The following is a 12,010-nucleotide window of genomic DNA, read 5'->3' on the forward strand; positions in this document are numbered from 1 at the left end:
GGTTCTCCTTTTCTTGTTCCTTGTTCCTTGTGTTGGTTCACTCCGTTGTGGGAAGCGGGGAAATCCACGATTCCGGGCGCCGCTCGGGGACGAGGGACGTCCTCGCGTACCCGGTCAGCGAGGTGCGGTCGAGGACGATGCGCACGCGGGCGTCCGCGTCCTCGAGAGGCACCCGCCAGGTACGGCCGCGCACGTGCATGCGCATCACGCCGCCGACGGCCTCGACGCGCACGGTGAGCACCGCGCGTCCGAGACGGTCCCGCCGGACCGCCCCGCCAATCTCTCGCAGGCGTTCCGGGGCCGCGGCCGCGGCCAGCGGCTCGCCGCCGTGCATCAGCGTCGCGCCTCCCGCGGTGATGGACAGCCGGTAGCCGCCCACGGCGATCAGCGTTTGCCCGCGGTCCGTGTGCGAGGCGAAGTCGAGCACGAACCGGGTGCCCTCCAGAGGCCGGTCGAGGGCGATCGACGCGGGGCGCACGCCGCGCGGACGCACGCCGTCGTCAATGACCAGCCGTTCGTCGGTGCGGATCTCCCGGCCGAGGTCGCGCAGGCGGGCACCCCACAGGTTCACGTGTTCGGTGGCCGCGTACGCACCGAACCCGGCGGCTGTGCGCACGGCGAACAGGCCGGTGCGGCCGGGCGCATCGCTGATGGTGCAGGAGGCGAAGGCGCGTCCGTCGATGGACACGTCCAGCCGGCAGTAGCGGCGTTCGACACGGTATTCGTGCCAGGCGTTGAGGTCGAGTCCCGCGAACCCGGGGCGGACCACGCGTTCGGAGGCCACACCGCCGATCACGTCGACGACGGCGACCAGGCCGCGGCCGGCGTCGACCTCCACCTTGGTGAGGTTGAGGTCGTCCGCGTAGCGCACCACGATGCCGAACCGCGCGCCCAGCGGGGTCACGGGGGCCTTGGCCCAGACGTCCACCACACGCGTGGCGGAGGGTTCGCCGGCCACTGCCATGAAGGAGGATTCCTCGTCGGCAACGAGCGCCGGGTTGCCGAGGTCGGGGTCGGACGGATCGCGGCCGGCCGTACCGGACACCACGGTCCAGTCGGGGCCGAGGCCGTCCGCGAAGTCGTCATGGACGGTGCCGGCGAGCGGCGCGTCCTGCGCATCGGCGGTGGGGCCGGGGGTGTCGAGCCCGTTCTCGGCGTAGTAGAGCGGGTCGATGCGCATCACGCGCTGCTCGGTGCCCACGTACAGTTCGTCGTCGGCGTTGCGGCCGTGGTAGACGATCCAGTCGTCCACGGCGTTGGGCGCGCGCACGATGGAATTGTGGCCGGTGCCTTCCACGCGCGGGCTGCGGATGAGCAGCGGGTCGAAGCCGGAGCCGTTGAGCTGCTTGGTCCAGTCGAGCCCGTCGATGTGCGCTTCGGCGCGGTCGTCGGACAGTGCGGCGTGCGAGTAGCCGACGAAGTAGTCCTCGTGCTCGTAGGCGTTCGCGGAATAGGTGATGAACGCCTTGTCACGGTAGGTGAAGTAGGTGGCGCCTTCGATGGTGTGCCAGTCACGGCCGTCGCCGAAGCGGTTGCGGGCGAAGATCTCCTCGTCCATCGTGGGTGTGATGAGCGGGCGGGGCCGCCCCTCGCGCTCGAATGGGGTGACGAGGCGGTCGATCATCACCGACGTGCCGGGACGGTCGTCGGACAGCCCGGTGACCTGGTTGTCGGCGTAAAGCAGGTAGAGCCGCCCGTCATCGCCGTAGACCACCTGGGAGTCGATGGCGAAGGTGTCGAACAGCACGGCGCGCTTGGCGAACGGGCCGAGCGGGTCGCGGCTGACGGCCACGCGCATGACCTCGGTGTGGGTGTCTGTCTCATCCTGCGGCATGTTCGAGAAGTACATGTGGAACACGCCGTTGATGAGGATCACGGAGGGGGCCCAGAAGTTCCTCCTCCCCTCCTCGGTATAGCAGAAGCCGTGCGAGGTCCAGTGGACGAGGTCCGGCGAGGTGGAGACCAGGATGCCGTGCTCGTCGGTGGCGTAGCAGTAGTAGAGACTGCGGTAGCGAATCACGAACGGGTCGGGTGCGGTGTGGGACGCGCCGTCGGCGTACGGGACCGGGTTCGTGTACGTGCGCGCGGTGATCGGAGCGGTCCCGACGGGCGCGCCGGCCGTGCGGGTCGGAACGTTTGCGTTGGTCATCTCACTCACCTCAGCTCTTAACCGCTCCGGCTGTGATGCCGGACTGCAACCACTTCTGGCTGATCAGATAGACGATGATGGACGGGATGGTCATGAGGATCAGGGCGGCGTATTCCTGCGCCACCATCTCCGGGGTCTGGCTGCGCGTCTCCATGAAGTACGTGGAGGCGAGGGTGACGGTGTACTTGGTCTCGTCGCGGATGAGCAGCAACGGGATGAGGTATTCGTTCCAGGAGTAGACGAAGGTGAGCACGCCGGTGGTGGCGATCATCGGGGTGGACACGGGCATGAGGATGCGCAGGTAGATGCCCCAGGTGGAGCAGCCGTCGACGCGCGCCGCCTCGATGAGCTCGTTGGGGATGCCGTCGAAGTAGTTGCGCCACAGCAGCAGCATCTGCAGGGCGTTGAACGCGACGAGCGGAATGATCATGCCCAGGTAGGTGTTGGTCAGGCCGAAGGTCTTGATGGTGAAGAACAGCGGCATGGTGACCGAGGCGATCGGTACGGCCATACAGGCGAGCATGAGCACGTAGATGACGTTGCTGCCGACGAACTTCATCTTGGAGAAGGCGAAGCCCGCGAGCGAGGTGATGAACACCACCACGGCCGCCGTGACCAGCGCGATGAACAGCGAGTTGAACACCACACGGAAGTAATGCACGTCCGGGTTGGTGATGACCGACCGGTAGCTTTCGACGCCGCCGACCTGCAGGGACTTGGTGATGGCCGTGACGATGGGGAACAGCCAGATGGCCAGGAAGAAGAACAGGACCACGTACATGATTGTCGTGGTGCTGATTTTGCGCTTCATGATGCGTTCCTTTCCCGTTTCACCGGTTGGCCCGGTTGTTGACGACGACCTGGATGATGGAGAGCACCACGGCGATGATGAGCACCATCACGCCGATGGCCGCGGAAAGACCGCCGTTGAACTGCTGCACGCCCGCCTTGTACAGGTAGGTGTTGAGGAATTCGGTGGAGCGGCCGGGGCCGCCGCCGGTGGTCTGGATGACGATGTCGAAGGTCTTCAGGGAGCCGACGATGCCGAGCAGGATGAGCGTGTTGGTCGTGCCGGACAGGTTCGGGATGGTGATGCGGAACAGGGTGTTCCAGAAGCCGCAGCCGTCGATCTTCGCGGCTTCGTAGATGTCCTCCGGGATGGACATGAGACCCGCGTAGTAGATGATCATCGAGAAGCCCATCCATTCGAAGATGTTGATGGCGCAGATCGAGTAGAGCGCTATCTTCGGGTCGCCGAGCCAGCTCTGAGCCAGGAAGTCGAGGTGCAGGAAGCGCAGCGCCTCGTTGACGGCACCGACGTTCGGGTCCATGATGATGCGGAAGATGGCGGCGATGATGACCGGCGCCATGGCGATCGGCATGAAGAAAATCGCCTTGAAGAAGTTCGATCCGGGCAGCCGTTCCTTGAGGATAACGGCGAGGATGAGGCCCAGGCCCGCCTGAATCACCACGGTGACGACCATGAAGATGATGTTGTTCTTCAGCGCGGTCCAGAACACCGATCCGGGCATGAGCAGCTTGGCGTAGTTCTTCAGCCCGATGAAGTCCATCTCGTCGGAGATGCCGTCCCAGTCGGTGAACGACGTGGCCACGGTGAAGCCGATGCAGTAGTAGATGAAGACGCCGGAAAGGATGACCAGCGGCGCGATAAACAGGTAGGGGCGCAGCTTGGAACGCCACGAGTTCATCGATTCGCCGCCGGTCTGCCCACGGCGGCGCGATGGGCCCGTCACCCCTCCCCCGCGGACCGTGGCCGTCTTCCGGGCCGCGGAAACGCCCTGTGCGTTTGCCGTCATGATGACCTCCCTTGGTTCTTCTCAATGCCCGAACGGTTTTTCTGTAACGTTTCAGAGCCGATGCGCGAAAACCGCCCTCCGATGGAACCACGAGATGGGACGGCGACACCGTCCCCATCAATCCGGAGCATCTGCGCCCGCGATTTTCTAGAACGTTTCAGATTTTGTTGACAGCCACTATTCTATAACGATTCAGAACTTTGTCAATCCGATTGCGACGCCGTCCCAGCACCCCTTGGAACCGTTGGCGACACGCACGACGCCCCCGGCGTCTACACCTGCGGCGAGGAATCGCGGTACCTGAGCCGGAAGGCGACATCGATGCGGCTGCGCGGGGCGCGGGAGCCCCCGTCGAGCTGCCCCAGAATCGACTCGATCGCCAGCCTGGCCACCTGTGCCCGGTCGGGATCCACAGTGGTCAGCGAGGGAATCGTGTACTTCGCCTCGTCGATGTCATCGAACCCTACCACGCGCACGCTCTCCGGCACGCGCACGCGCATCTCGCGCAATTGGCTGATCACGCCCATGGCCAGCAGGTCGTTCAACGCGAAGATGCCGTCCGGACGGATGCCTTGCGCATACATGTCGCGCACGGCCTTGGCGCCCTCGGCGCTCGTCCAGTCGCCGAGCTCGCGTACCAGTTCGGGCCGCAGCGGACGCCCGTAATCGGCGAGCGCGGACGCATACCCCTTGGTTCGCATCGAGCGCGACGACGACACCGTGGCATCCAGAGTGCCCCCGACCACCGCTATCGTGCGGCAGCCGGCCTTGAGCAGATGCTCGGTGGCGGCCCGCGCGGCGGATTCGTTCGCGATCATCACGTGCGGGGCGGGTGCGCCGAATACGCGCTCGCCCAGGATGACCAGCGGGTAGTCGCCTTCGAGCTCGTGGACGTCCTCGGCCCTCAGCTGGGTGGGGCTCAGAATCAGTCCGTCGGTCATGTTGCTGGCCATGGCCCGGGCGCTTTCGATCTCGCGGCGGCGGTCGTTGCCGGTCGATTCGATGATCACACGGTAGCCGCGTTCGCGCGCCTGCTTGATCGTCTCCTCGGCAAGTTCGGCGAAGTAGATCTGGTTGAGGTCCGGCAGGGACAGGGAGATGAGGCCCGTGCGGCCGGAGCGCAGGTTGCGCGCCTGCCTGTTGGCCACGTATCCGAGCTCGTCGACGGCCTTCCGGATGCGTTCGCGCGTGGCGGGTTTCATGTACGGATAGTCGTTGAGATAGTTCGAGACCGACGCCACAGAGACGTGCGCACGTTCCGCCACGTCGTGAAGCGTCGCCTTGCGTGAGCCCGCGGCCATCCGAATGCCTCCCCCCTGTCGCGCACCGCGCGGACGATTCGACGCCGACGCGGCTGCAGAACGTTCTGAAATGATTCAGATTCCGGTTCCAGCATAACCCATGCCGCACGCATCCACGGGGCCGACGCTCCACGGCGAACGTGACGACCGGGATGAGCACCCATTGCAGCACGAGGTCGGACAGCTTGGCGTGCGATTCACCAGCCACACCCCGCGCACTTCCTACCGAGAACGACGTGCTGCCGCCATAAGTCGACCGACCGCCGCCCTCACGGCCACCTCGGCCTCGGCCGGGTCGTCGATGTGCTCCACCGAGCGCTCGATCGGGCACATGCCGTCGCCCGCACGGTTGAGAATCACCGGCACGAGCGTGCCGTATGAGGCTTCGATGCCGTGGGCACGCAGAGCGGCGAACCCAGCCTCGCTCATCGTGCGCGCCCATACGGCCTTCGCGCCGAGACGCGCGTAGAGCAGCGCCGCACCCTTGCCGACCACGCGGTCGGCGGCCGAATAGCCGTCCAAACGCACGCCGGCGGCCAGCCACACGAGCAGCGGCCGCACTCCCCTGCCGGTACCGGTCAAGGTTTCGGCATCGCCGCGGCAGGCCACACAGCCCAGCGCGGAATCGGATTCCAGCACAATCCGAGCCTGTTCGATATCGGACATCAGTGCCCCTTCAGATGACGGATTCCTCGCCGGACCGCCGCCGTGCAACGGCAAAGCCTCGGCGAGGAATAATGCCACGGACGATGCGACCGCTCAGTCGCGACGACGCTCCACGGCGAACATGATGATCGGGATGAGCACCCATTGCAGCACAAGGCCAGGCAGTCCGGTGCCGACGGCCGTCCACACGCTCGCGACGGACATCTGCGCGTTGCCGAGCAGATAGACCGCCACGGCGATGGCGAGCGCGTCGACCAGACGGCCGCCGATCTGCGCGGCGACGAGCTTGCCCAGCCAACCGAGCGGTTCGGGCACAGCGGCGGGCAGGCGCACGCCGCGCAGGAGCCCCGCGAACAGGCCGTAGGAGGCGAGTTCGATGACCATGAACGGCACCATGGGAGCCATCGGCATGCCGGTGAGCAGGAAGCTCACGATCGGGGCGAGTGCGCCGGTGGCGAGGCCGGCGAACGGACCGGCCAAAAGCCCGACGAGCAGCACGGGCAGGTGCATGGGCAGCAGCGTCTGGCCGATCATCGTGCCGAGGCCCATCGCGGCGCCGGCGAGATGGAACACCTGCGGCAGGGCGACGGCGGCCACGACGGCGATGATGGCGGCGATGGACTGGAACTTCACGGACGGCAGCGCGTAGGCGCGGGCCGAAACGGAGGATTGCGATTGCATGATGGTTCCTTTCACGATGATTGCGCAGGGCTATCGGGCGTCGAGGTCGATGAGCTGGTATTCACGGCTGCCGAGCCCCATCTCGACGGCGTGTTCGATGGTGTGGATGCCGTGGCGTGATTCGATGCGTTCGATCAGCGGCTCCTTGTTGTCGTGCGACACGTAGACCATGTCAACGCATGCCTGGTCGACGGCCACCGGGTCGAGCGAGGCGCAGATGCCGATGTCCGCCATGACGGGCGCGTGCGGGTTGCCGTCGCAATCGCAGTCGACGGACAGGTTGTTCATCACGTTGACGAAGCACATCTCGCCCTTGAGCGTGTTGAACACGGCGGTGGCGGCCTCGGCCATCGCTTCGAGGAACGCGTCCTGGTCGCCGCTGAACGGGTTGGCGAGGATCTCGTCCTGCCCGGAGTGGAGACGCTTCTTGCCCCGCGAGGAGGCCATGCCGATGGAGATGTTCTTCAGGGCCCCACCAAAGCCGCCCATCATGTGGCCTTTGAAGTGCGAGAGCACGGCGTAGTAGTCGTAGTTCGGGAAGTGCGAGCCGACGATGTCGGCGGTGATGCGCCGCCCTCCCTCCACGGGAATCTCCATGTCGCCGTCCTCGTCCTGAATGTCGCATGGCGCGATGTCGAGGAACCCGTGTCCGCGGATGGTCTTCCAGTGGTGTTCGGTGGTGTCGCGGGTGCCCGCGTACGCGGTGTTGCATTCGACGATCGTGCCGTTGAGGTGGTGGACGAGATCCTTGATGAGCGCCGGCTGCAGGTAGTGCGTGTTGCCCCCTTCGCCGGAACTGAGTTTGACGGCGACCTTGCCTTGCGGCTTCGCGCCGAGCGCCTCATAAGCGCGCATCAGTCCGGCCGGGCTGATGTCGCGCGTGAAGTAGACCTTCGCCGCCATCGGATAGTCGGTCTCGTACGCGCCTAAGGTGCGGGTAGTCGTGTCCATGATGCCTCCTTGCCTTCATTTGCGTGACTTCCCGTCTTCTAGGATACGTCCATCCGATGAACGACCAACCGAAGCGGGCCACGTGACGTGGACGACCCGCTCCGGTATGAAAGACCGATCACATGAGCCAGTGGGTGGCGCAGGCGGCGAGGAAGACGAGCAGGCCAAACCACATGACCGGCACCATGCCCATGCCAAGCCACGAGTAGGCGCCGGGCTTGGCCAGCGCGTTCCAGCGTTTCGTGGAGACGCGCAGCAGCGCGACGGCCGCCACGACGAGCACGATGAACACCGTCCATCCGATGGAGGATGCGGCCTCAGGCTTCGACATGTCCGAGTACATGGCTGGCAGGAAGATCCATGAGGCGCCGCACAACGTGGTGAACCCCGAGGTAACGCCGATGCGCGTGTAGTCGGCGCCCCTCCCCCTGCCGTGCTGGAGGTTGTTCCACAGGAACGACACGGCGACGACGAGCGCGGCCGCGATGACGAGATACGCGGCCCAACGGATGTAGGTCACGTCCGTGTAGAACTCGCTGGGCAGCACGACGATCGCGGAGACCACGAACGTGACGGCGGCCACGGCGCGGCCGAACACCGCCTGCGAATCGTCGCCGCCGAACGGCCACCCGACGATGAGCAGCATCGTGGCGGACATGGCGAGCATGCCGGACGCCATGATGCCGCCAGGGGTCAGCACGCCGAGCGTGTAGACGATGCCGAAGAACAGCGCGTACGCGACGAGCTGGGTGATGACGACGGTGAACTCGCCGTGCACGGTCATGCCGAATCCGGGACGTCCTCCGCGGCTGCCGCCAGCGCTCCGGACCGGTTCCGACACACCGGAGCGCGGCCGCTCCCTGCGCCCGTCCGCCTGCGGCGCGTCGACGCGCCCACTGCGGGCGTTGCGGCGCGCGGCCTTGCGCTTCTTCTGTGAATTGCTTGCCACCATGTGCTTCTGTCTCTCCTTTGTGCCAATGGCGCCTCGCGTCATACGGATGATGCCCGGCGCCTCCTCGGCGCCGGGCATCATCATGCGTTCCGATCTGGAACCGGCACTTCACCGGCCCCTGTTCCGCCCTGTTCCGCCGGCCGTCTCGTCAGAGGCGGGGCGAAGCGGGAATCGGAGTCACGAATCAGAACTCGCGGTTCTTGCGGTAGAACTTGATCAGGGACTGGGTGGAGGCGTCCTGGGCGGCGAGGGCCTCGTCGTCCTTGGAGATGGCCGGCGTGATCTGCTTGGCCAGCTGCTTGCCGAGCTCGACGCCCCACTGATCGTAGGAGTCGAGACCCCACACGGTGCCCTCGACGAAGGTGATGTGCTCGTACAGGGCGATGAGCTCACCGACGGCGAACGGGGTCAGAGCCACACCGAAGATGGACGTGGTCGGACGGTTGCCGGTGAACACGCGGGCCGGGACGATCTCCTCCGGCGTGCCCTCGGCGCGCACCTCGTCGGCGGTCTTGCCGAACGCGAGCGCCTTGGTCTGCGCGAAGTAGTTGCCGAGGAACAGCTCGTGCACGTCCTGGTCGCCGTCCTTGGTCGGGTTCGGGGTGTTGACGAACGCGATGAAGTCGGCCGGGATGAGCTGGGTGCCCTGGTGGATCAGCTGGTAGAAGGCGTGCTGACCGTTGGTGCCCGGCTCGCCCCAGAAGATCTCGCCGGTCTCGGTGGTGACGGGGGTGCCGTCCCAGCGCACGGACTTGCCGTTGGATTCCATGGTGAGCTGCTGGAGGTAGGCCGGGAAGCGGTGCAGGTACTGGTCGTACGGCAGCACGGCGTGGGAAGCGACCTTGAAGAAGTTGCGGTACCAGACGTTGAGCATGCCGAGCAGCACGACGACGTTCTTCTCGAACGGCGTGTTGGCGAAGTACTCGTCGATCTCGTGGAAGCCGTGGAGGAACTCCTCGAAGCGGGCCGGGCCGAAGACGACGGCCAGGGAGGTGCCGACGGCGGAATCGACGGAGTAGCGGCCGCCGACCCAGTTCCAGAAGCCGAACGCGTTGGCCGGGTCGATGCCGAACTCCTCGACCTTCTCCAGGTTGGTGGAGACGGCGACGAAGTGCTTCTTGATGGCTTCGGCCTTCTGGGCCTCATCGTCGGCGGAGATGGCGCCGTTGGCGACGAGCTCCTCGAGCAGCCAGGTGCGGGCCTCGCGGGCGTTGGTCAGGGTCTCCAGCGTGGTGAAGGTCTTGGAGACGATGATGAACAGGGTGGTCTCCGGATCGAGGCCCTTGGTCTTCTCGGCCAGGTCGTTCGGGTCGATGTTGGAGATGTAGCGGGCGGAGATGCCGGCGTCCGCGTACGGCTTGAGCGCCTCGTACACCATGACGGGACCCAGGTCGGAGCCGCCGATGCCGATGTTGACGACGGTCTCGATCTTGCGGCCGGTCACGCCGGTCCACTTGCCGGAGCGCACGTCCTCGGCGAAGGCGTAGATGCGGTCGAGCACCTCACGGACGTCCTTGACGGTGTCCTGGCCGTCGACGATGTACTTGCCCTCGTCCTCGACCGGGCGGCGCAGCGCGGTGTGCAGCACGGCGCGGTCCTCGGTGTTGTTGATGTGGACGCCGCTGTACATGGCCTTGGTGCGCTCGGCGAGCTTGACGTCCTTCGCGAGGTCGGCGAACAGCTGGAGGGTCTCCGGCTTGATGAGGTTCTTGGACAGATCGAAGTGCAGGTCACCGGCGTCGAAGCTCAGCTTCTCGACGCGGGTCTCGTCTTCGGCGAACCACTTCTTGAGGCTGATGCCCTCGGCCTGAAGCTCGTCGTAGTGCTTCTGCAGGGCGCTCCACGCCGGGGTCTTGGTGGCGTCAACAGGAGGATTGATGGCCATGGATTCCATTCCTTTCATCATTGATTGGACACGGCGCCTGGCCGCTTGGCTATCGGCCCGCCTACCGTTCCGTATCATGCAACAGAATACTCACAAAAGAGGACACAACAACACAAAAAGAACACCGGACTACGCGTCGGCTACGGTGCGGTGAACGAACGGCGTGTCGCGCAGGCACCGCATAGTCGGCGCAGGTGCGGCACGCATGGCGACCGCGGCGACGGGAGACGCCGGAGCCGGGCTCACACGCCCATGAGCGCATGCGCGCCGGCCATCATCACGAGGGCGATGATGGCGGTGAACGCAAGCGAGAATCCGGCGAGCTTCGCGTTGCCGAGCACCTTGTCGGTGAACAGCGTGGAGAAGATCGCGATCGGTGCGAGCACGCAGATCACCAGTACCGCGCGGATCTCGGCGGAGAACGGCAGCAGGAACCATGCGACGCACGCGAACGCGACGGCGAACGGCAGACGCCACGCGACCACCGACAGCACCTCCTTGACGTCATGCCCACTGCGCGGCAGATCCATGAGCATGCCGACCATGAACATCGAGCAGAACGCGTTCGCGCCGCTCAACGGCTGCATGACGGTCGCGATCCAGCCGGGGATCGGCACGTTCGCGATCATGAGCACGATCATCAGCATGTACGTGTCGAACGGCACGGAGCCGAAGAAGCTCTTGAACACGTTCCCGGCGAGGGCGCGACGGGCGAGCCGGCGGGCGTCACGGTCCTTCGGCCTCTCGTACGGCACGGTGGGCGCGTCGCCGGCATGCTGTTCGGCGAGCGTCCTGCCGGGCTGGATATGCAGCAGCTGCTGGGTCATCACGTTCGTGCCGGCGGCGACCATGACGCAGTTGCCGATGTCGAACATGGCGGCGGGCACCACCGCGCCCGCGCCCCAGAACGAGGTGACGACGGGAAAGCAGAAACAGCCGAGATTGAAGCCGGCGCCGTTGAGCATGAGGAACGCGCGGTCGGCCACGTTGCGCCGGCGCGTGGTCAGATAGATGAGGACGGGCGGGACGAGCGCACAGCAGAACCCGAACACGCTGATCCACAGGTAGCTCACGTCATGCGGGTTCGTGGCGAACGAATAGACCACCGCGCCCGGCAGCACGATGTTGAATTCGGCCGTCTGAATGACGCGGTAGTCCTTCGCACCGAACAGTCCGAAACGCTTGAACAAGTATCCGGCCAGGATGATGAGCAGCAGCGAGGCCGGGCCGAGTATCACCGACATGGTCTTCCCTCCCCACCCCGGCAGGCTCCCGGACTCCCGGATTCGGGCGGGGCCGGGGTTTGTATGATGCGTGCGCGAGATGGGACTCGAACCCACACGTCCGAAGACACAGGAACCTAAATCCTGCGCGGCTACCATTACGCCACTCGCGCGCAAGAAGACAATCTATCAGCCGGCTGGGAAAACATCGGCCGGTCGGAACAACGAAAAACCCGGACTCGGCGAACCGAATCCGGGTGGTGGAGCCACTTGTCAGAATCGAACTGACGACCTGCTCATTACGAGTGAGCCGCTCTACCGACTGAGCTAAAGTGGCTTTGCGCTTGGGAAGCGTACGCTACCCATGCACAAGAGAAAAAGTATA

10 protein-coding genes and 2 tRNA genes are annotated in these 12,010 nt (G+C 65.4%); all 12 read right to left on the reverse strand.

Annotated features, from left to right (window positions below; translation table 11 throughout):
• Positions 1-37 precede the first annotated feature (37 nt).
• Positions 38-2,149 carry a glycoside hydrolase family 43 protein gene (locus AC1AYR_RS05845; RefSeq protein WP_476511908.1) on the reverse strand — a complete coding sequence of 704 codons (2,112 nt, stop codon included), beginning with the start codon at positions 2,147-2,149 and terminating at the stop codon, positions 38-40.
• Positions 2,150-2,159: 10 nt separating this feature from the next.
• On the reverse strand, positions 2,160-2,960 hold the full coding sequence (locus AC1AYR_RS05850; protein WP_476511909.1) for a carbohydrate ABC transporter permease: 801 nt from the start codon (positions 2,958-2,960) through the stop codon (positions 2,160-2,162).
• A gap of 19 nt (positions 2,961-2,979) precedes the next feature.
• A complete protein-coding gene (locus AC1AYR_RS05855) occupies positions 2,980-3,966 on the reverse strand; it encodes a carbohydrate ABC transporter permease (protein WP_476511910.1) in 987 nt (328 codons plus the stop codon).
• A 272-nt stretch (positions 3,967-4,238) separates the two neighbouring features.
• Positions 4,239-5,267, reverse strand: a complete 1,029-nt coding sequence (locus AC1AYR_RS05860; RefSeq protein WP_476511911.1) for a LacI family DNA-binding transcriptional regulator — start codon at positions 5,265-5,267, stop codon at positions 4,239-4,241.
• Between the two features lie 222 nt (positions 5,268-5,489).
• Positions 5,490-5,933, reverse strand: coding sequence for a DUF1893 domain-containing protein (locus AC1AYR_RS05865; RefSeq protein WP_476511912.1), 444 nt, complete (start codon positions 5,931-5,933; stop codon positions 5,490-5,492).
• Positions 5,934-6,026: 93 nt separating this feature from the next.
• Complete coding sequence (locus AC1AYR_RS05870) at positions 6,027-6,614, reverse strand: ECF transporter S component (protein ID WP_476511913.1); 588 nt, start codon at positions 6,612-6,614, stop codon at positions 6,027-6,029.
• A 30-nt stretch (positions 6,615-6,644) separates the two neighbouring features.
• On the reverse strand, positions 6,645-7,565 hold the full coding sequence (locus AC1AYR_RS05875) for a DUF362 domain-containing protein (RefSeq protein ID WP_476511914.1): 921 nt from the start codon (positions 7,563-7,565) through the stop codon (positions 6,645-6,647).
• A 118-nt stretch (positions 7,566-7,683) separates the two neighbouring features.
• A complete protein-coding gene (locus AC1AYR_RS05880) occupies positions 7,684-8,517 on the reverse strand; it encodes a hypothetical protein (RefSeq protein ID WP_476511915.1) in 834 nt (277 codons plus the stop codon).
• Positions 8,518-8,701: 184 nt separating this feature from the next.
• Positions 8,702-10,402, reverse strand: a complete 1,701-nt coding sequence (gene pgi / locus AC1AYR_RS05885) for a glucose-6-phosphate isomerase (protein WP_476511916.1) — start codon at positions 10,400-10,402, stop codon at positions 8,702-8,704.
• A 242-nt stretch (positions 10,403-10,644) separates the two neighbouring features.
• Positions 10,645-11,646 carry an AEC family transporter gene (locus AC1AYR_RS05890; protein WP_476511917.1) on the reverse strand — a complete coding sequence of 334 codons (1,002 nt, stop codon included), beginning with the start codon at positions 11,644-11,646 and terminating at the stop codon, positions 10,645-10,647.
• A 71-nt stretch (positions 11,647-11,717) separates the two neighbouring features.
• A tRNA-Leu gene (locus tag AC1AYR_RS05895) sits at positions 11,718-11,798 on the reverse strand.
• An 88-nt stretch (positions 11,799-11,886) separates the two neighbouring features.
• Positions 11,887-11,962: transfer RNA gene (locus AC1AYR_RS05900), tRNA-Thr, on the reverse strand.
• Between the last annotated feature and the right edge of the window lie 48 nt (positions 11,963-12,010).

The sequence above is a fragment of the Bifidobacterium sp. LH_417 genome (assembly GCF_056357035.1).